The sequence below is a fragment of the Vibrio sp. 1401 genome (genome assembly GCF_033340295.1).
In genome coordinates this window covers 1-20,238 of the sequence record NZ_JAWOWF010000014.1, presented here as the reverse complement: position 1 = coordinate 20,238, position 20,238 = coordinate 1, and the positions used below count along the sequence as shown (strand labels likewise).

The 20,238-nt window shown below is 45.0% G+C and carries 18 protein-coding genes; 8 read left to right on the top strand and 10 right to left on the bottom strand.

All coding sequences use genetic code 11. The features are described from left to right. Positions 1-2 precede the first annotated feature (2 nt). Complete coding sequence (gene tal, locus R7Z77_RS09460) at positions 3-953, bottom strand: transaldolase (RefSeq protein WP_005373488.1); 951 nt, start codon at positions 951-953, stop codon at positions 3-5. A 466-nt stretch (positions 954-1,419) separates the two neighbouring features. Here tal and R7Z77_RS09455 point away from each other — a divergent pair, with 466 nt between their 5' ends. Continuing rightward, positions 1,420-2,421: a sugar-binding transcriptional regulator gene (locus R7Z77_RS09455; protein ID WP_005387670.1), complete on the top strand. Its 1,002-nt coding sequence runs from the start codon at positions 1,420-1,422 to the stop codon at positions 2,419-2,421. Positions 2,422-2,586: 165 nt separating this feature from the next. Here R7Z77_RS09455 and R7Z77_RS09450 read toward each other — a convergent pair whose 3' ends face one another. From R7Z77_RS09450 to moeA, 5 genes are all read right to left on the bottom strand, one after another. Further along, positions 2,587-3,417, bottom strand: coding sequence for a sulfurtransferase (locus R7Z77_RS09450; protein WP_064354848.1), 831 nt, complete (start codon positions 3,415-3,417; stop codon positions 2,587-2,589). A 129-nt stretch (positions 3,418-3,546) separates the two neighbouring features. After that, positions 3,547-4,041, bottom strand: coding sequence for a hypothetical protein (locus R7Z77_RS09445; protein WP_064354847.1), 495 nt, complete (start codon positions 4,039-4,041; stop codon positions 3,547-3,549). Between the two features lie 12 nt (positions 4,042-4,053). Further along, positions 4,054-6,159: an LruC domain-containing protein gene (locus tag R7Z77_RS09440; protein ID WP_064354846.1), complete on the bottom strand. Its 2,106-nt coding sequence runs from the start codon at positions 6,157-6,159 to the stop codon at positions 4,054-4,056. Between the two features lie 175 nt (positions 6,160-6,334). Then, positions 6,335-7,084 (bottom strand): molybdopterin-synthase adenylyltransferase MoeB, encoded by a 750-nt coding sequence (gene moeB, locus R7Z77_RS09435; protein WP_064354845.1) that lies wholly within the window; start codon positions 7,082-7,084, stop codon positions 6,335-6,337. Between the two features lie 9 nt (positions 7,085-7,093). Then, positions 7,094-8,329, bottom strand: coding sequence for a molybdopterin molybdotransferase MoeA (moeA, locus tag R7Z77_RS09430; RefSeq protein WP_213968016.1), 1,236 nt, complete (start codon positions 8,327-8,329; stop codon positions 7,094-7,096). A gap of 288 nt (positions 8,330-8,617) precedes the next feature. Between moeA and folE the strand changes: the two genes are divergently transcribed. Further along, on the top strand, positions 8,618-9,271 hold the full coding sequence (folE, locus tag R7Z77_RS09425; protein WP_005373478.1) for a GTP cyclohydrolase I FolE: 654 nt from the start codon (positions 8,618-8,620) through the stop codon (positions 9,269-9,271). 45 nt (positions 9,272-9,316) lie between these two features. Here the strand turns inward: folE and R7Z77_RS09420 are convergent, their stop codons facing one another. Further along, complete coding sequence (locus R7Z77_RS09420; protein WP_005373475.1) at positions 9,317-10,264, bottom strand: TDT family transporter; 948 nt, start codon at positions 10,262-10,264, stop codon at positions 9,317-9,319. A gap of 260 nt (positions 10,265-10,524) precedes the next feature. Further along, the gene (gene clcA, locus R7Z77_RS09415; RefSeq protein WP_005373473.1) at positions 10,525-11,928 is read right to left on the bottom strand and encodes a H(+)/Cl(-) exchange transporter ClcA; all 1,404 of its coding nucleotides are present in this window, start codon (positions 11,926-11,928) and stop codon (positions 10,525-10,527) included. 471 nt (positions 11,929-12,399) lie between these two features. Between clcA and R7Z77_RS09410 the strand changes: the two genes are divergently transcribed. Beyond that, on the top strand, positions 12,400-13,014 hold the full coding sequence (locus tag R7Z77_RS09410) for a hypothetical protein (protein WP_081248214.1): 615 nt from the start codon (positions 12,400-12,402) through the stop codon (positions 13,012-13,014). Here R7Z77_RS09410 and R7Z77_RS09405 read toward each other — a convergent pair. After that, a complete protein-coding gene (locus R7Z77_RS09405) occupies positions 12,995-13,408 on the bottom strand; it encodes a helix-turn-helix domain-containing protein (RefSeq protein ID WP_005387686.1) in 414 nt (137 codons plus the stop codon). The two genes, R7Z77_RS09410 and R7Z77_RS09405, sit on opposite strands and share 20 nt — an antisense overlap. A 95-nt stretch (positions 13,409-13,503) precedes the next feature. On the opposite strand from R7Z77_RS09405, the gene R7Z77_RS09400 reads away from it, so the two are divergent. From R7Z77_RS09400 to R7Z77_RS09380, 5 genes are all read left to right on the top strand, one after another. Continuing rightward, positions 13,504-14,412, top strand: a complete 909-nt coding sequence (locus tag R7Z77_RS09400; RefSeq protein WP_064354842.1) for an aldo/keto reductase family oxidoreductase — start codon at positions 13,504-13,506, stop codon at positions 14,410-14,412. Positions 14,413-14,779: 367 nt separating this feature from the next. Continuing rightward, the gene (locus R7Z77_RS09395; RefSeq protein WP_005373466.1) at positions 14,780-15,784 is read left to right on the top strand and encodes a response regulator; all 1,005 of its coding nucleotides are present in this window, start codon (positions 14,780-14,782) and stop codon (positions 15,782-15,784) included. After that, positions 15,784-16,221, top strand: coding sequence for a PAS domain-containing protein (locus R7Z77_RS09390; protein WP_005373463.1), 438 nt, complete (start codon positions 15,784-15,786; stop codon positions 16,219-16,221). Before R7Z77_RS09395 ends, R7Z77_RS09390 begins: the two co-directional genes overlap by 1 nt. An 86-nt stretch (positions 16,222-16,307) precedes the next feature. Then, on the top strand, positions 16,308-17,849 hold the full coding sequence (locus R7Z77_RS09385; protein WP_213895771.1) for an NAD(P)H-hydrate dehydratase: 1,542 nt from the start codon (positions 16,308-16,310) through the stop codon (positions 17,847-17,849). A 436-nt stretch (positions 17,850-18,285) separates the two neighbouring features. Continuing rightward, a complete protein-coding gene (locus R7Z77_RS09380) occupies positions 18,286-19,329 on the top strand; it encodes a GMP reductase (RefSeq protein WP_005373458.1) in 1,044 nt (347 codons plus the stop codon). 250 nt (positions 19,330-19,579) lie between these two features. Here the strand turns inward: R7Z77_RS09380 and R7Z77_RS09375 are convergent, their stop codons facing one another. Continuing rightward, positions 19,580-20,146 carry a linear amide C-N hydrolase gene (locus tag R7Z77_RS09375; RefSeq protein WP_318136646.1) on the bottom strand — a complete coding sequence of 189 codons (567 nt, stop codon included), beginning with the start codon at positions 20,144-20,146 and terminating at the stop codon, positions 19,580-19,582. Positions 20,147-20,238 lie beyond the last annotated feature (92 nt).

The following is a 20,238-nucleotide window of genomic DNA, read 5'->3' as shown; positions in this document are numbered from 1 at the left end:
AATTAAAGCTTAGCTTCGATCATCGCTTCTAGTTTGCCTTGGTCAACGGCGAAGTTGCGGATACCTTCAGCCAGCTTCTCAACAGCCATTGGGTCTTGGTTATGTTCCCATAGGAACTCTGCGTGAGTCATTGGTGCTGGACGCTCAGCTGCGCCTTTAGAATCAACTAGTTTCTCAACTACTTCACCCTCAGCTGCTTCTAGTTCTGCAAGTAGAGCAGGAGCGATAGTTAGACGGTCACAACCAGCTAGTTCTAAGATCTCACCGATGTTACGGAAGCTTGCGCCCATAACTACAGTTTTGTAGCCGTATTCTTTGTAGTAGTTGTAGATCTTAGTTACAGATAGTACGCCTGGATCTTCTTGAGCTTCGAAGTCACGGCCTTCTTTCGCTTTGTACCAGTCCATGATACGACCAACGAATGGCGAGATTAGGAATACACCCGCTTCTGCACAAGCACGTGCTTGAGCGAACGAGAATAGAAGCGTTAGGTTACAGTTGATGCCTTCTTTTTCTAGGATCTCAGCTGCGCGAATGCCTTCCCAAGTTGAAGCCAGTTTGATAAGGATACGGTCGTTAGTGATGCCAGCATCGTTGTACATTTTCACTAGTTGACGAGCTTTCGCTACGCTGCCTTCCATATCGTAAGATAGACGAGCGTCTACTTCTGTAGAGATACGACCTGGGATAGTTTTTAGGATTTCTTTACCGATGTTTACTGCAAGCATGTCACAAGTATCTTGAACTTGTTGAGCTTTGTCGTTGCTCTGTGCTTTAGCGTATTCGATTGAAGCATCGATTAGAGGTGCGTACTCTGCGATTTGAGCGGCTTTAAGGATAAGAGAAGGGTTAGTTGTTGCGTCTTCTGGCTGATACTTTTTAATTGCATCAATTTCGCCAGTGTCTGCTACTACAGTCGTTAGTTTACGAAGTTGCTCTAACTTGTTGCTCATAATCGATCATCCTATTTAAATGGGATTAAGCGTGATTTTTGTTATCACAGCTTGTGCATTTGAAAGCGAGTTAGCTAACCGTCTCATCGCATTTAATGAGACATCTGCTCAGCCAACTACGGAAAATTTCGTTACCGAACAAATGCTATGAACATTTGATCGATAGCTGAGTAAATGATGTGTCCATATTTATCCTATCTATGCTGAAAGTCAATCGCTGAAATGGACTTATAGTGAACTTCATCAACGTTTTTTTACTGTGTGTTTAGTGGTTAACCCAAATAAACGTTTGCCCTTATTGTTCAAAGCTTGAGCGTTATCCAAGAGGGTAAAAAATTGTAGTGAGAAAATGTTATTGCGATGAGCAAATGTAGCGTTTAAATTGATAAAGAACATATGCTAAGTCAATGAGCATATGTTCACTTATTGCATACAATATCGATCCTCTTAAAGGGCGAGAGAAACCATGAGCAGTTCTAATCAAGATATTTCCATTGAAAACACGGATTTGTTGACAGAGATTTCCGTCGCGTATTATCAAGACGGTGCGACTCAGGAAGAGATATCGAGAAAATTTGCCATATCACGCGCAAAGGTCGGGCGAATGCTAAAGCAGGCGCGTGATGAAGGCATTGTTGAAATTACCGTTAAATACCATCCGGTGTTTAGCGCCAAGATTGAACAACGTTTGATCGAGCGATTCGGCGTTAAGCGCGCGCTTGTTGCTCTTGATCAACCGAATGAAGAAGCGCAACGACTACAGGTATCGGGATTGGTGTCCAATTATCTCACTAGCACGCTCAAAAACGGTATGGTGGTGACGGTCGGACAAGGGCGCAACGTGTCGTCTGTCGCTCACCATATAGGTGTTATTACGCCGCGTGACTGTAAATTTGTGTGTGGCATTGGTGGTATTCACCCGCGTGGCGGTATGTATAACGCCGACCATATTTGTCGTCAGTTGGCGAAGAAATATGGGGGAACCTCTGAAACCCTTTATGCGCCGGCATACGCAGAAAATAGAGAACAGAAGTTGGCCTTCATGCAAAATGCAACCGTGAAACAAACGCTCGACCTAGCACGTAAAGCCGATGTTGCTTTGGTTGGTATTGGTGACATGAGCGAAAACAGTTACATGGTCGACTTAGGTTGGTTTACGCCTGATGAAGTGGTTCAGTCGAGACTTCAACAAGGTGTGGTAGGGGATTTTGCAGGTTATGACTTCTTTGATATTCACGGTAATGTAGCGAACACGGTAATGAGTGACCGAGTAATTGGACTTGGTATTGAAGAGTTTCGGCCGATCTCGGAAGTCATTGCGATCGCAGCAGAGAACAGCAAGCCGCTCGCTCTACTCGGAGCATTAAGAACTGGAGCGATAGACGTGATCGCCACGAGCGTTAGCAACGCATTAACCGTGCTCAACTTAGATGAGCAAATGCACGGCAACGCGACATCTGAACGCTAACGAAAATAGTCGGCTTTTGATGTAGTCAGGCTATGAGGAGGGACAAATCACTCATAGCCAGTTTCTATTTCGAAACGACAAGTTTGGTTTAGAAGCTGCGTTTAGTTTATTGGAACACATCATCTTTAGATAAACGTAAGATACTTTGTTAAACAGACACTTGTCTTAACGCTCGATAGGTAGAGAGTGGTCTGCACCCCATTCGGTCCAAGAACCGTCGTACACCGACAGATTGTCGAGACCAATTTGATACGCCGCGAGTAATAAAATGCATGCGGTTACACCGGAACCGCAACTAAAAATAATCGAATTGTCACTATCTATCGTTAGTGCGCTAAATATCTGTTGCAACTCTGAATTTGGTTTAATGTGACCGTTAGCCAAGAGTTCTTGAAACGGTAAGCAAACCGAATTTGGAATGTGCCCACTACGTAGACCTTCTCGTGGCTCAGGCACTTCACCAAGGAAGCGAGCTTTGGCTCTAGCATCGATGATATTGGCACTTTTATTGGTTGAATGAGCAAGAACATCTTGTGCACTCAAAAAGGCATTTTGGTTGAGCTTGCCCGCAAAGTTGCCTTCTTCGCTTGGTTGCGATAGGGCACTTTCGGCAGGGAGTCCTGCTTCAATCCAAGCTGGAAGACCGCCATTTAAGACTCGGACATTGTCATGCCCCATGGCTTTGAACATCCACCAAGCTCTTGGTGCCGCTAAAGTGCCTGAGTTGTCATAAACCACAATCAAGTCTTCGTTGTTCAAACCGAGTTGTTGCGCACTTTGGTTGAAGCCTTCTTCTGTTGGCATCATATGCGGTAGGGAGGAGCCGGGTAAGCAAAAGTCATTGTCGTAATCAAAGCGTAAAGTATTTGGAATCCACTTATCTTGAATCTTTTTACCTTCAGAAGGGATTTGAAACGCAATACTAGCGTCGAGGAGCTTGACGTTAGGTTGGCCGAGAAGGCTATTGAGTTCATCAGTACTAATCAGTGCTTGCATTGTCTTTAGTTTGCTAGGTGGATAATCTTACTGTTTTACAACAAAAAAATCGCATGTTCAAAAGAACGATGCGATTTTTAAGTTAAAGATTGAAGATTTGTTCTGAAAGACAGCTTTCGATTTACCCAGTTACATGGTCCAAGTGTTGTCTCCAGAAGTAATCACTTTCTGAATTGGGTCACTACCGTCATAGAACCAAATTTCAACAAGTAGGCTACCTTGGCTATCAGAAACATTAAAGTCGACGTTTGCTGTACCGTTGTTGAGTGGAACCGATGCGACTTTGCTTGGATATTTTGCATCGTAGTTACCTGAACTGTTCTCGACAAACTCTTTGTACACGCTTAGGTGTGCACGTTGTGAAGAGAAACCACTGATGTCTACATTGAGCGTACCCTCCGTCACTGGGTTGTAGCTAAAGCCATCCGGTACTACTAGGTCCTGCATGGTTGCATTTTCTACAGTTACGGTAGTCTCTTCTACGGTTGTTTCTTCCTGTTGGGTTGTGTCTTCCTCTGCAACGGTGGTTTGGGTTGGTGAAGGTGGTGTACTGTTACCACCTCCGCCGCCACCGCCACAAGCCGTTAGTGCTAATCCCATGATGATTGTGATAAGTGCTTTCATAATGTTATCTCCCTATGGAATGTAGCATTTGTTAGGTGTTGGAGCGGTGTGCCAATCTGTGCTTCGTTCGCCACCAGACTCAGCCCAAGTTTGGAATTGAGGGTATGCATCGACCATGTCTACACGCTCTAGCGGCCAATCCCAATCTTCTACTATCAACAGTGCCCAAGGTAAGTTGTTTGCTGTTTTGAAGTACACACCTTGCGCAGGGTCACTTGCATCGACGCCGACACCGAAGAGGTTTTGGTCATCAAACTGTTCTGTTGGTGCTTGGTCTGCTAAGTGAACTTCCCATTTACGGCCTGGTTGGAAGGTAATCCCATCGCCATGGTAAGTGCCCGGTGTTGCAAAGATGAACGGGTCGTATGGCATGGCTTGAATGGCTGAACGGTCAGATCCTTCAGTGAAGAACACATTCAAGGTAAAGGTGAGTGAAACGTTATCATCACAGCCAGACTCGGTACGGAAGTAGCTACAGCTGCTCGCCGCGTGTGTGCTTAAGTCTTCACTGATGATGAAAATGGCTTCATCAGAAATACTTTCCAAGCCATTAGATGCTTGTTCTACACCATTGAAGGAGAGCGTTGTTAGTCCGTTTTCAATCGAGCTTCTTAAAACACCCGGTAGTCGGATTGCGAAGCCATTTTTGTAACTTGCGCCGTAAGCCGCTAGGTCACCAGTAATTTGAATATTCTCAACATGACCAGCAAGACTGGTTTCAGTGATGCGGAATTTCACGACCACATCGTTCATATCGTAGTCTGCGGTGTATGGCCAGTTATCTTCGTAAGCGACGGTGGCGTAATCTTCTGCACTCGGGAAATATTCCACTGAGTAACCATTACCAGTGATGGTAATTGGGTAATCTTCCACCTCACCAGATGTCGAACCACCATCGTAGTTTAATCCGGTTTGTTGGCTAAAGCGGAATCGGCTCCAGCTAGACCCTTCCGTTGCAGCGGTTGAAACTACAAACGGTAGGGGATTATTACCCGCAGACAGTAATTGGTCGGTAAAGACTTGCTCACCTTCATCATCAAAGTCACCATCGCGGTTCCAGTCAAACCATGCTGATAGGTAGCCAGAAGTAGAAGCTGTCACATTCACAATTGAGCTTAAGCCTGGGTCAAGTGCGGATACAAAACCAACACCATCTTCATCGGCTGTGCCCACAGAGTTGTCGTTTGCTTGACCGTCGGCATCACCATCAGGAGCGACTGAACCAAGCCAAGTTACACCGTCGACTTCGTGGCGAGGACCGTTTGACGCAAGTGTTGTGTGGTAGCTGTCTGGAGCATCACCGAAATCAATTGGCTCGTCTTCGTTAATCACTGGAGCGTTTGCACAACGTGCGCCATCATTTTGGCTTGAGCTTGGACCGTTGGATACAAACTCAACCGCAGGAACGATACCTGCTGCGATATTGGCTGCGTTACCTTCCGAAAGGTCAACGCGATAGATTTTGCCATCTTGGTTACGTGACACGTAGTAGTTGCCGTTTACATCGAAGTAGCCAGCACCAAATGTGCCTTTCTCACCTGTGTCACCTATCGCAGTTGCGCTACCATTTGATGGGTTGAACTGATATAGCACACCAGAGTTGTTGTCGATGCCGTAAAGGGAGCCATCACCTGGATGAAATGCAAAGTCGGTTAGGTTCACAGTCGCTGTTGAGCTGATTTTCACGATGCTCAATGTCGCATTTGGATCAGAATCGAGCGGAGAAAGGTCAATGGAGAAAAGTCCTTTGCCTTTGCGGTACAAGTAGTAGACGTGGTTGTAAACGTCACCTACGTAAAACGTGTGGTCGGTAGGAAGACCCGAAACATCAAGTGTCTCTGCTTGGAAGTCTTGACCAAGACGAACAATCTTTTTGTTTGTGGTGTCGTAGCCGTAGATATAACGGTCAGTGAAGTTAAAGCCTACACCGTTGATGCCCGAAGCCAAACCTGTGTCGTCCTCTAAAAGAGTCGTAGAGCCTGTAACCAAATTGACGCCATAGATTTGAACCGGGGTTGATTGGAATAGGTATGCTTGGCTTGGGCACGTATCAAATGGCGCCGCTTGTGCGTAAGCGCTCGCTATTAGAGACCCAAGTAGTAGTGATGTCCTTTTCATAATTCGCCCTCTCATTGGTTCGTGATATATGCAATGAAAGGAATGTGCCAACTTTTAACTTGTTGAATTTTATAGAGATAAGATTTGTAAGAAGAAGGGTTGTAAATCTGATTGTCAAAATGATAAAAAGCCCAACATCGAGTTGGGCTTTTTGGGAATGATTAGAGGTATAGAACTAACTACAAACCGGACAGGTTGGCATTTTCATCAGATTCATTTCTCGCCAAGACATGCTGAGCGCGTCCAAAATCAGAATTTTGCCTTTCTTTGGTTGGCCGTAATCAGCAATCACTTTGATCGTCTCCATCGCTTGTACTGCGCCAACAATACCCACAACAGGAGCCATGACTCCGGCTTCGACACAACTTAACGCACCGCTGCCGAAGAGGGCACTTAAGCACTGGTAACATGGTTGAGTTGGGTCGTCGTAAGTAAACACACTCACTTGGCCTTCCATACGAATAGCCGCGCCTGAAATTAGCGGTGTTTTAGTCGCAAAACATAGGCGGTTAAGTTGATTGCGCGTATCGACGTTATCTGATGCATCAACAACAATTGTGTGCTGTTCGATCAAGCTTTTTAGCTCTGTATCATCAAGACGCTTTGCGATGGTATCTACAATGATGTGCGGGTTAAGTTCGCGTAGCGCATTGGCCGCCGAGTCTACCTTCTTACGACCAATATCCGCATCGTGGTGCAGCACTTGGCGCTGAAGGTTAGACAACTCGACGATATCATCATCAATCAGCGTGATTTTACCGACACCAGCAGTCGCCAAATATTGGCTTGATGCGCAGCCTAAACCGCCAGCACCAAGCATCAATACCGATGCTTGTTTGAGTGCTTCTTGTCCTTCAAAGTCAAACTGACGAAGAATGATTTGGCGGTTGTAACGCAACATTTCCTGATCGGAAAGAATATCCACAACGTCTTCCTAGTAAAGGGTTGAGTTGAATAGTTGAATCTGAACCGTTTCGCCCACTTCAACTCGGCCGCGTTCACGTTCCAATACAACAAAACAGTTCGCTAGGCTCATTGAGCGGAATGCACCAGAGCTTTGGTTACCGGTTGTTTCAACCACAAACTTGCCATCTTCCAATGTATAGATACCACGTTGGTAATCGGTACGACCTGACGCTTTCTTAAAGGCGGTTTTGGTTGTTGCTGGAATAGATTCGGGTGCTTTCCATTCTGTATGGCCTGCAAGTTTTGCCAGCATTGGTTGAACAAGCACGTACATAGTAAGAACTGCAGAAACAGGGTTACCCGGCAGCCCACAGAACCAAGCTGTACTTAGCTTACCAAATGCGAAAGGTTTACCCGGCTTGATTGCTAACTTCCAGAAACCGATTTCACCAAGCTCTTCAAGAATGTCTTTGGTGTAATCCGCTTCGCCCACACTAACACCGCCTGAGGTCACAACCACATCTGCCAATGTTTGCGCTTGTTCAAAGGTTGCTTTCAGAGTCTCTGGGCAATCTGGAATGATGCCAAGATCAACGGCTTCACAACCGAAGTTTTCAATAAGCGGTTTAATACCGTAACGGTTGCTGTCGTAGATCTGACCTTCGTCTAGCGGTTCGCTCAGTGGTTTAAGTTCATCACCAGTAGAGAAGAACGCAACTTTTGGCTTACGTACTACTGTCACATGGCTAACACCAAGCGACGCAATCATCGGAATATCGCGAGGTGTCAAACGTGCACCTTTTGCCAGTACGATGTCGCCTTGTTTGATGTCGTCACCTGTTGGGCGGATGTTGTTTTGTGGCTTCACGTCGGTTTGGTTGAACTGAATGCCAGCATCTGTTACTTCAGTATTTTCTTGCATGATAACGGCATCACAACCCTGTGGGATTTTTGCGCCAGTCATGATGCGAACACAGGTACCTTGAGGCCATTCACCTTCAAAAGGTTGTCCTGCAAATGATTTACCTGCCAGAGGCAATACAGAAGATGACTCAAGATCTTGAATGCGAATAGCGTAGCCATCCATTGCTGAGTTGTCGAATGGCGGTACGTGGATAGGAGACAAGATATCTTCTGCCAGTACAAAACCGAGTGCTTCAGCAAGTGGAAGAGAAAGCGTTGTTTGGATAGGTTTGATTCGCGATAACATTTTGTCCATCGCTTCTTCAATTGGCATCAAGCCAGGTGCGTCGCAGCAGCCCATTGAGAAAATCCTGTGTTCTTTTGTTTTGTGGCAACTTTACCATAAAAAGGGGACCGAGTAAGAATGTCCACCTATAAAATATGGGTGTAATTATTCAAAAATCCGAGTATCCTTGTCAGCCATCCGAAAGGGGTAAAAAGCCCGCGGAGCTCAAGAAAATCAGCTCAGTACCTTCATCTGATGTGACTTGGTGTAAAGACACGAACTGAGCAACTCAAAGCGAAAAGTATGAATGCAATTTTGATTGGGTTTGTACGAAGGCTGAAGTAAAACAAAAGAGGAAGTGGAATGTCAGGTCTTAGCGAGTCAGCGAAGTTAGTAAAAGAAGCGCTAGAGCAACGCGGTTTGGAAACGCCAATGCGTCCAAACAACGTAAGTCGTGAAGAGAAGAAAGAGAAGATCGAACACCACATGCGTGAGATTTTAGGTCTACTTCAACTTGACCTCACTGACGATAGCCTAGAAGAAACCCCTCACCGCATTGCTAAGATGTACGTTGACGAAATCTTCTCTGGTCTGGATTACTCCAACTTTCCTAAAATCACAGTGATTGAGAACAAGATGAACGTGAGCGAGATGGTTCGCGTGAAGGACATCACCGTAACTAGTACTTGTGAACACCACCTTGTGACCATTGATGGCAAGGCCGCTGTGGCTTACATTCCACGTGGCAAGATCATTGGCTTATCAAAGATCAACCGTATCGTTCGCTTCTTTGCTCAGCGTCCACAAGTACAAGAGCGTATGACTCAGCAAATTCTTGTTGCACTTCAAACGCTGCTTGAGTCCGATGATGTGGCAGTGACGATTGACGCAACACACTACTGCGTGAAATCTCGCGGTGTGATGGATGCAACCAGCGAAACGACAACAACTGCATTGGGTGGCATCTTCAAGAGCAACCCAGCAACGCGTGCCGAATTTCTGCACGGTTTACGCTAGGTAACTAAGCAAGTTTCTAAGAGGATGGCAAACGCCATCCTTTTTTTATGCTTGTTTAGAAAATGACTTCATGATTTCTGGCCAATACATTTTGACGTAACCTGCCGATACCCAAACAACCAATACAGTCGCGATACTGAGCTCTAGAAAACCAAAGTCGTGTAGCCAGTGCCAGTGAGGGTGCGATTCGGCGAAAAAAGAGGTCAAGCGATGCATTGCGATGGCGCTGATCACGGAAGGAAAGGTTACTGCCGCGATAGAAGGTTGAAACTTCAAGCGAAGTAAGCGGAAGTAACATAAGTAGATCAATAAAGTCATAGTGATGGCGATCCCGGCCAATGCGCCTGTCAGTATCGGATCAGGTAAGGGAAAGTTCACCAAGTATGCTGCTAATGACAAGTTTACCGGCGCGGCCATAATCGCGAGGGTCGGTCTTGCTCGCCTTGGTAGAGAGCCGAAAAACACCAAACGATACAACACGAGTGGCAGCATGAAGAAATAAATGCCGATGCACATCATCGCTAACGTTTCGGAGAATAAGTTGTGACCTAGTTGAGAACCGGCTAGTGAACTACTGATCAGCCCCACCGGATAAAGAAACCAACTCGGTACGATATTGGACATTTTGAAGTTCATTAGCTGAAAGCTAAAAAACAGCACCATCATAGTAAAATGCAGCAAAAGCGCCATAAACCAAAGTGGATAAGCGATGATAGGTGCTACAGCGGCAAGATAATCTGCAAGGATCAGTAACGCCATACTCATTGGTGCCATTAAACTACCACTCAGTGGGTGACGAATGTCGACCATGAATAATCGTGGATTCGCGGCATATTTTATGAGTACAGGGGCGAGTAAAAGTGCGCCGAGTGACGCCAAAAATGGGCGTATCGGTTCACCAATCTCAGGAACATAGAGTGCCCAAGCTTGCCCTAAACCTATCATACCTAGTGCCAACGCGGCTTGAGACGGCGGGACACTATAAAACTGCACAAGTCTTCTCCAGTTCAAATCTACTCCATTTGATTTTTGCCTGAATGAAACGAAACATGACGATTTGGGTGAAATGCTCTATTTAAGTAGCGAATACTAACAAGTATGGAGAGGGGTTTCTCATGAAAGGTGGTGAGCAAATATCAGAGAATGATAATTTTGTGAGTTTGGTATCGAATATTTGGGAAAAGATGTAAAAATGCAGAGTTTATCGCTCCAAACCCTCGATAGTCTGGAGCGAAGTGATAACAAAGAGAATGTTATGTTGATTGATTCTCCGGTAGATCCTGTTGGCGTAACTTTTCGTTTTTGATTGTGCGATGCAGCAGCTGGCTGTAAATAGGTTGTCCACCCAACAATTGAGCAATAATCACAGCGCCCAAACAAGTAATGATCAATGGCAGGATTAAGTAGTAGTTATTCGTCATTTCAATCACTAACAGAATACCTGTAATCGGTGCACGTACCGTTGCTGCAAACAGGGCACCCATGCCCGCAATCGCAAATACACCAGGCTCGATATCAAGCGCAGGGAGCAAGACATCAGCACTTGCTCCGAACGCATAACCAAATAAGGTTCCCAGAGCAAGCATAGGTGCAAAGATGCCTCCCGGCGCACCAGAACCAAAACAGAGCAGGGTTGTAATTACACGACCAAAGAAAAGCAAAACTAAAATGGATACCGAGTAGTTACCGTTAGTAATGTCAGGAATAAGGCCGATACCACCACCAGTTAGTTGGGGTACGTACAAAAGAAGCAAGCCAAACACGCCTCCCAGTAACGAACCCACAATCAAGTAGCGCTTACGATCGTTTTTGTGAATTGCGACAAAACTGTCTTGTGCCACGGTAATCAGTTTGTTGAAGATCACGCCAAACACGCCAAACAATGCGCCAAGCAATAAAAATAGCCATAGGGTTTGAAGCTCTGGCGACTGGTATTGCGGCATAGTGATAACGGCGTCTTGCCCGTTGATGGCGCGAAACACTATGTTCGCCATAATGGCAGAAATGATCACTGCACGAATTGAGATCAAAGAGTAGCGAAACTGAGGTCGCATTTCCTCCACAACGAACATAATGCCTGCGAGTGGGGCATTAAAAGCCGCAGCCAAACCGCCAGCAGCACCAGAAGCGAGCAGGGAGTGGCGGGTATCGTCATCCTTTACCCGGAATATATCGGTCACCATTCGACCTACAGCACCACCCATTTGAACGGTTGGGCCTTCACGACCCAGCACCATACCTGAGCCAAGTGCGCCCATGCCGCCGAAGAATTTTACTGGTAGAACTCGCCACCAGCGCACTGGACGAATATTATCCATTGCCCCTTCGATTTCAGGAATACCAGAACCTGCCGCTTCTGGCGCAAAGCGGTGCACAAGAAAATAGCCAATAAAAGCTAAAAGTGCGCTAATGAGAACCGCTGCCAGCCACAACGGTAGAACATTACCAATTTCGCTTCTTAACCATTCTGTTCGTGTTTCAGAAACGAAATGAACGGCAAGCTCGAAATACGTACCGACAAAACCAGCCAACGTACCCACAATGGCGGCCATAATGAGAACAGAAAATGGTGTTGACCCTCGAGAGACAAACTGGTTAATCGCATCTTTCGGTACGTGCGCCAACACAGATTTCACAATTCTCTCGCGTTTGGTCATTAACAAGCTCTCCTGTTGCTGGGGGGAAGGGACGAAAGAAAGTATACGCTTCGCAGAGTCTAGACCTAATCAATAAAGATGCAATTTAGCTTTTCACTATTGAGTGTTCGAAGTGTCGCGATATTATTCATTCACTCAGATTGTGCTATTGCTCTCATAATTTAGGATAAAAAACTTGTTTTTTGAGAAAAATGAACCATGCTTTAATTGTAAAGCAACATGACTGCTTCAGAAGGAGGGATGTGAGGTTTTACACACAATTTGGATGGATTCAAACCCTACGGTAAGTCCTCGTTTTATGTTCGGGATGCATCAATAGACATCGCCGATTCGCACACTCACGATTGAGTAACGAGGTAGAGGCGCACGCACATGTGCGCCTTCTTAATTTCTGCGTTATAACTTTCATCACCATAACTTTCATCGCCACCTGCCACTATTTTTCTCTTGAACATTTTCTTGCAGTTAGTAATGTCTTGGTTCGATGTCAACCAACTAGAGCAGTGCATGCGCTTTTATCTTCGACTCTTACTTTCTTTATGTTGTTGTTCGGTAACGTTTCCGGCACTTTCAACGCCGAGCTGGTGGCAAGACACGTTGTCAGCAATGCCATATTCCAATCTAAAAGAACGTATAGAAAAAAGTGGAAGCTGGTATGGTTGCGAAGTGCAGTTGCGAGACAACTCAACGTTTATCAGCGCATTTTGTTTGGATGATTTTTCGTACTACCAGCAGCACTTGTATGGTGAAGTGATTTTGAGAAGAGAAAGAGCTCAGTTCTCGTTTCTCACTGAATACGAGTGGCAGCGTCTGAATGACTTACTCCTCAACTTAAGAAAGGATGGGTTAGTTTTACGCAGAGTTACTATCGGACAAGAACACTATGATGTCGTTGAAGCTCTGGAAAAGAAATCTTCCGAACTTGTCGATAAAGAAGTTATTTTGTTGATGAACCGCTATCCGCAAGAAGCGATTCGAAGTTTGCTTTGGGTAAAACCGGACGAGTTTCTGACGCCATCACCGTCCTTAAATGTGCAATTGCGCAGTGATGGCGAAATTATCGAGGTCAAAGTGACTCGTTTTTAGATTCTTTATGGAGAGATAGGAAGGTCGCCATTGCAGATTCGTCCAAAAAACCATCCGATTTTTTGTGAGCGCGCAGGTATTGATAGCCTGCGATTAGCTTGCGGTGTAGCTCTTCTGCATCGTCTGACAACGGCTGATTCATAACGTGTTGAAAGGCAAGTTTGTACGCATCCATATCCACGACTTCAGCACGGCGATATAAATAACCACATCCCGTTGCTAACCATTCAAGAGAGCAATTGGCGCGCATTGCAATTTGATTTGCTTTGGTTAGGCTAGGTTCACTGCCTTTAAGGTATTTGCGTATTAAAGCTTCAGACACATCGACGCGTCGTGCGAACCCGCTGATGCTTTCTTCTCCGATCAGGGTGGCTAGGCGTTGGGCAAAAGACATATTTCGTACTCCAGTTCGAATTGCGAAAGTTTACCCGTTGAGCCGGTACGAAAACAAGACTACGATGAATGCAGATCAATTGAAGGAGAAAACCCATGGTTGCAAAAGTAGTAACTGCACCAAAAGGCCCAGAGTTCTCAGAGCTGGTTCAAGGATATTGGCGTGCAGTTGAGTGGGGAATGACGGCTCAAGAGCGTTTGTCATTTCTTAAGCAACACATTGAGTTAGGCATTACGACAGTCGATCACGCCGACATCTACGGTAATTACGAGTGTGAGGCGTTGTTTGGTGAAGCGTTAGCTTTAGACAAGAGTGTTCGTGAGCAAATTCAGATCGTGACGAAATGCGACATCAATTTGTGTGGCGATAAAACGCCAGAGCGTAAGATCAATCACTACGACACGAGCTCAGCACATATCTACCAATCGGTGAATAACTCGCTAGAACGTTTGAATGTGGATGAAATCGACGTACTTTTAATTCATCGTCCTGACGTGTTAATGGATGCAGACGAGGTTGCAGAAGCATTTTCTGAGCTTCACAAAGTCGGCAAAGTGAAGCACTTTGGCGTGTCTAACTTCACTCCACGCCAGTTTGAACTGCTGCAATCTCGCTTAGGTAAGCCGTTGGTTACTAACCAAGTGGAAATCAACCCACTTAGCTTTGAGGTTGCACACGATGGAACGCTTGATCAAATGCAAATGTTGCGCACGCGACCAATGGCTTGGTCTTGCCTCGGTGGTGGTTCAATTTTTAGTGGTGACAGTGAGCAAGCTGTTCGTGTCCGTAACGAATTAGAAGCAATTCGTGAAGAAGTGGGCGCAGCGAGTATTGATCAAGTAATTTATGCCTGGGTACGTCGTTTGCCATCTAACCCTATTCCAATCATTGGCTCTGGTAAAATCGAGCGTGTGCAAACTGCAGTTAATGCATTGAACATCGAACTTACTCGAGAGCAATGGTATCGCGTATGGGTGGCTTCTAAAGGCCATGGTGTGCCATAGAATTGATATCTTATCGATGAAATTATTATTAAAGGCATCCTCTAGCAGGGTGCCTTTTTAGTTTTAGCGCGTTACTGTTTACCCATTATGGAAATGGAAAGAATGAAATTCGAGCAAAAATGGGCTTTGGATGTTAGCTGCAACTTTTTGCTTACTTTTGGTGGAGGAGTTTTACCCATGTTTGTTTTATGTCACTAAACAGCGAATGTGATGCTTGCTTTTTAGTCATTTTGTTCACTCATTCATTCATATTGCGTATGCTTATTGAATAATAAAGAAATAAAAAACTCGTCAGTTTTCTCGTATTACATGCTGTAACAATCTGTTAGACTCCGGCGCAGATTGTGGAATATAAAAAGGTGATTGAATGTCTTTTCCCGTACTCATCTGTGATGATTCAGCGTTAGCACGCAAACAGATGGCGAGATCACTACCAGCCACATTGAATGCCGATATTACGTTTGCTATCCACGGAAAAAACGCGCTAGAAGAACTCGAAAAAAACGAGTTTAAATTGATGTTTCTTGATTTGACCATGCCAGAAATGGATGGCTTTGAAACACTAGAGCACATGCAACGGTTAGGGGATAAAACTCCGGTGGTTGTGGTGTCGGGGGATATCCAACCTAAAGCGAAAGAGCGCGTGTTCGCACTGGGTGCAAAAGCGTTTATTCAAAAACCGATCGCCAAAGATGAACTCAAGAAGGCGCTTAAAGAGTTGGTCGAGCCAGAACCTCGTCCTCAAATTATCACGCCTGTCTCTATTGAGTTACCGATTTTACGTCGTCGCGATATTTACATGGAAGTGGCTAACGTTTCAATTGGTCGAGCAGCCGATGCGTTGGCGCGTCACTTTGATGTGTTTGTGCAACTACCTCTGCCGAACGTCAATATCTTTGAAGTGAGCGAACTTCACATGGCCCTACGCGACTTGGCGTCGCATGACAACGTATCGGGTGTTTGTCAGGGATTTTGTGGCGAAGGTATTGCTGGCGAAGCGCTAGTGATCTTGAGTGACTCAAGCGTATCTGATCTCAAAAAGTTGATGAAAGTACCAGCAGACAGCGAAGAGCTAGAAGAGCTTGAGCTGCTAATGGATATTTCTAATATTTTGGTGGGGTCGTTCTTAAATGGTTTAGGCGAGCAGTCTGAAGTCCGATTCTTCCAAAGTCCACCAGTACTCCTTGGTCAGCATATCTCAATTGACTCGATCATTGAATCTACAACTGGAGCATTCAGCCGCACGATGACATTCGAAGTGAGCTACAACATTGAAGGAACGTCGATTCGTTGTGACTTGTTGTTTATGTTTGTGGATGAATCCTTGCCGCTGCTTGATAACAAACTGTCTTATCTAATGGAGGAGTTCTAATGTTGAATATGCCAGCAGAGTTTGAACAATTCCATTGGATGGTGGATATGGTACAAAACGTCGACATGGGCTTAGTGGTCATTGATCGAGATTACAATGTACAGGTCTGGAATGGGTTTATGACTCATCACAGTGGTTTGCAGTCTCATGATGCGATAGGTCGTTCTATATTTGATATCTTCCCTGAAATCCCACAGGAGTGGTTTAAATTAAAAACAAAACCAGTGTATGACCTAGGCTGTCGCAGCTTCATCACATGGCGACAACGACCTTACTTATTCTGCTGTCGCAATGTTCGACCAGTTACGCAGCAAGCGGAGTTTATGTACCAGAATGTTACGTTGAACCCAATGCGTACACCGACTGGAAAAATCAACTCGTTGTTTTTGTCTATACAAGACGCGACGGCTGAAGCTCTGATGTCTCAGAATCAATAGCGATAAAAAACTTTCTCAAAAGCCAAGGTCCGCCTTGGCTTTTTTGTATACTTATAATTGTGTTTCCCAATGCGTAGAACGTGAATATGGACTTTAATCTCGCTCTAAAACTCTACACCGCAGAGCAAGTAAAAAACGGTGAAACGCTGGCTGTGCAAATGGCTGGTGTTTCTATGTATAGCTTAATGCAACGCGCTGGTATGGCCGTGTATGAGCGCTTTTTACATCTGTATCCTAAATCAAAAAATATCTTAGTGATTTGCGGTAAAGGGAATAACGGTGGCGATGGTTACGTATTTGCATCTCTTGCGAAACAAGCTCAACTCAATGTACATGTTTTCCAAATTGGTGATGTATCTGTGCTAAAAGGTGATGCTTTGCGCGCATACCAAGACTGGCAGTCAATCGACGGTGTTAACAATGATTGGGATGAATGGAATACCGCATTGCTAGAAGCAGATGTGATCATCGATGCCATGTTAGGCACTGGTTTAAGCGGTGAGGTTCGTTCGGAGTATCGTCGCTATATTGACCAAATTAATCAAATTCATACCCCTGTGATTGCAGTCGACGTTCCTTCTGGTCTGTGTGCTAATACAGGTGCAGTTTTAGGTGATGCTATTCGTGCCGAGCATACTGTAACCTTCATTGGGGTTAAGCAAGGCTTATGCACTGGACAAGCGAGAGATCGAGTTGGCGAGCTCTACTTTTGTGGTTTAGGCGTCAATACTAAGTTTGATACTATCGAAGTAGAAAGTGCATTAGGTATTGATCATCAGGTTGTTTCAAGATTAATGCCCAAGCCAAATCCAACGGTCCATAAAGGTGACAACGGGAAGTTGCTTTGTGTTGGTGGCAACCAAGGGATGTCTGGAGCGATTCGTTTATGTTCCTCCGCTGCGATTAGAGCCGGAGCGGGTTTAACTGCCGCAATTACTCACACGAGTAGCCTTATTCCACTGCAGGTTGGTTGCCCAGAAGTAATGAGCCAGAGCATCACCGCTGACTTACTCAGGGATACTGAGAACGACTTAACTAAACGCATTCGCTGGGCTGACGTATTAGTGTTTGGTCCTGGCTTTGGAGATGATGAGTGGGCTTATCAAGCCTATCAATATCTGGCTCAAGAGCAGAAACCTAAAGTTGTTGATGCTGATGGCCTCAATATTCTAGCGATGCTGAGCCAGCGATGCGATGGCACTCTAGTGTGCGACAACCATCGAGTGATCACGCCGCATCCTGGAGAGGCAGCTCGACTACTAAATGTAACCATTCAACAAATAGAAAGTGACCGATACTCTGCTGCAAGACAACTGCAAGAGCGTTATGGCGGTGTAGTGGTTTTAAAAGGCGCGGGGACGCTTATTTACGATGGAACGAGAATGTACGTCTGTCTAGCGGGTAACGCCGGAATGGCGACGGGGGGAATGGGAGATGTGTTATCTGGAGTCATTGGTGCATTACTAGCCAAAGGTTTACCAATTTCTGTTGCCGCACGTTTAGGTGTGGTACTTCACAGTCATGCTGCTGATATAAACGTGAGTCAGAATGGTCAAATTGGTCTTTTGGCAAGTGATGTCGTTAGCACTCTTCGTACCGCTATCACCCAAGAGCTCTATCGAAATTAATTAGATTTCATGCATTGCTGAGAAAATTGGTCGATTTTTTTGAGTACTTTTTTACGAATTAGCAGGGCATCTTAGTATTAGGTGATTGAGTTTTAGGCAGATTTGAGAGGTGATGCGTTTTAATTTTTAAGATATGACGCAAAGGTTTGCGCAATGGGTTAACTTAAGTGCTTTCTCAAGTTGTTGATAGTTATAAATAATAAGAGGTTTTGGTGACTTGGGGAGCGTTTTTGATATGCGATTTTCAAGATGGTATCACAAAAAAAATTCAAATATCAGACTTGTAGGAAATAAATCACAGCCTATAATGCTGAAAACCGGAGCGTCTGCCAACGCTCCGGTTTTTTTGTGTCCGAAGAACAGTGAACTCGTCTGCCAACGAAGTCACTACGCACTCTGAAATGACACATATACATATGAATCAAGGAATTACACAATGCGTATCGAACAAGAACTTAAGTTAGGTTTTAAAGATGTACTGTTTCGCCCGAAACGTTCTACCCTTAAGAGCCGTTCTCAAGTAAATTTAACCCGCGATTTTACATTCAAGCATAGTGGTCGTCAATGGTCTGGTGTGCCAGTAATCGCAGCAAACATGGATTCGGTTGGTAGCTTTGCAATGGCTAAAGCGCTGGCTGAGCATGGTGTAATGACCGCTGTTCACAAACATTACACGGTAGAAGATTGGGCTGAGTTTGCTAAATCAGCAGATAAAGTAACCATGAATAACGTTATGGTGTCTACTGGGACATCTGACGCAGACTTCCAAAAAACCAAAGACATCATGGCACTTTCAGATGAATTTATTTTCATTTGTATCGACATTGCAAATGGTTACTCAGAGCATTTGGTCGAGTATGTTGAACGCGTGCGAGCAGAGTTCCCAGACAAGGTCATTTCTGCAGGCAACGTGGTTACTGGTGATATGTGTGAAGAGCTAATCCTAGCTGGTGCAGACATCGTTAAAGTGGGTATCGGCCCAGGCTCTGTATGTACAACTCGTGTAAAAACGGGTGTTGGTTACCCGCAGCTTTCTGCAATCATCGAGTGTGGTGATGCAGCGCACGGCCTTGGTGGCATGATCGTCGGTGACGGTGGCTGTTCTTGTGCGGGTGACGTAGCGAAAGCATTCGGTGGTGGCGCGGACTTCGTAATGCTAGGTGGGATGCTAGCGGGTCACGAAGAGTCAGGCGGCGAAGTGATCGAGAAAGACGGCGAGAAGTTCATGAAATTCTATGGCATGTCGTCGAAGAGCGCGATGGATAAGCACTCAGGTGGTGTCGCTGGCTACCGTGCGGCTGAAGGTAAAACCGTATTATTGCCATACCGTGGTAGCGTTCACGGCACTATTCAAGACATCCTTGGAGGCGTTCGCTCAACATGTACATACGTAGGTGCAGCAAAGCTTAAAGAGCTAACCAAGCGTACTACATTCATCCGCGTTCAAGAACAAGAGAACAACGTGTTCGGTAAAGAGTAAATCGACTGAATGTAAAAAGTGTAAAAGCAACCATACGTTATATCTATAGCAGATAAAACTATACTATATGCAGCTATGAGCCAGAGTGAGATTGATTTCTTACTCTGGCTTTTTTATTAGCTTTATAGCGATCATCTTGTTTAGTTCAAGATAATTTAAGAATAGTGAATTTAGCAGTTTTGTCTTTTAAAAGCCTCGCTTAGAAAGCGGGGCTTTTTGCTTCTCATTTGTTTGCGCTTCAAAATTAACTCTAAGCGATTTTAATAGTTGGTCGAGATTCGACTTGTTCAAACGGTAATGATGTTGTAACTGGCATGAGCTGTAAAACGCTTGAAATCTGACAGTCTCTATTTAATCCAATATAGTCTTTGACATTAGCGACTCGCCAAGTCATGTCTCCGTAAGTACGCAGATAGAACGCGGGTGATTGATGACTGTTATGTCTAATAACGCTCCATTGGGTGATATCACTAAAAAAGACTTCAGGGTTATCGGATGTCTCAAGCTCATTCGCCATGATGCCCAAAGGTATATCAACGCGATTAAGTAGCTTTTGTCCGAGTGAGAAGGCTTCGTCGAAGTTAGTTGGTTGTTCGCTTAATTGCTTAATTGCATAGGTTTGTACAAATTGAGACGGCGGTGTTGGGTCGGCGGGTAGGCCCATCAAGCCAGCGCCATTGATTGATTGAAGTGGGCCAGGCACTTGGACATGACGTTGCATGGTTACTTCATTGTTCGGTTCTGGGTTGTAGTTGCGCAAATTGGAAAAATATGAGAGGTGATTGACATGCCAATGGTAATTTGGGCAGTTAGTCATTATTCCTACGTAGGAGTGGCTTTGTTGCGTAATTCGATGGAACTAAATCAGGAAGTTACGATCTGATCGGTTACATCAGTTAATCATCGTAG